The following is a 327-nucleotide window of genomic DNA, read 5'->3' as shown; positions in this document are numbered from 1 at the left end:
CGGCGTGCGCGACCTCGTGCAGCAGCGTCTGGTGGATCTCGTCGTCCTCGAACCGGGCGGCCAGGTAGCGGGACACCGTGATGCGCTTGCGCCGGTAGTCGCACAGCCCCGCGCGGCGCTTGGCGTGGTCGAAGTCGAAGCTCCACGTGTCGTCGAGGTGCATGTCGATCAGCGCCTGTGCCCAGACGCGCACGCGGTTCAGATCGGCCATGAGATCAGATTAGAGCCGTCGACGGACATCGGGCTCGGCTTCGACGGGCGAAGCGGGCCAGGCGGATCGGACTCAGGAACCCGACCTCAGACCAGTGCGTCGGCGCTCTCGGCGCT

Annotated in this window: 1 protein-coding gene; it reads right to left on the bottom strand. The window is 68.2% G+C overall.

From position 1 onward, the window contains the following. The coding region (locus tag KI686_RS16105) for a SprT-like domain-containing protein (RefSeq protein ID WP_237590342.1) at positions 1–211 on the bottom strand (211 nt) is incomplete at its 3' end. Between the last annotated feature and the right edge of the window lie 116 nt (positions 212–327).

Origin of the sequence: Polaribacter sargassicola (assembly GCF_021991835.1) — a bacterium.
Taxonomy (GTDB): Bacteria; Bacteroidota; Bacteroidia; order Flavobacteriales; family Flavobacteriaceae; genus Polaribacter; species Polaribacter sargassicola.
The sequence above is the reverse complement of the archived record's forward strand: the minus strand, read 5'-3'. Positions and strand labels throughout refer to the sequence as shown.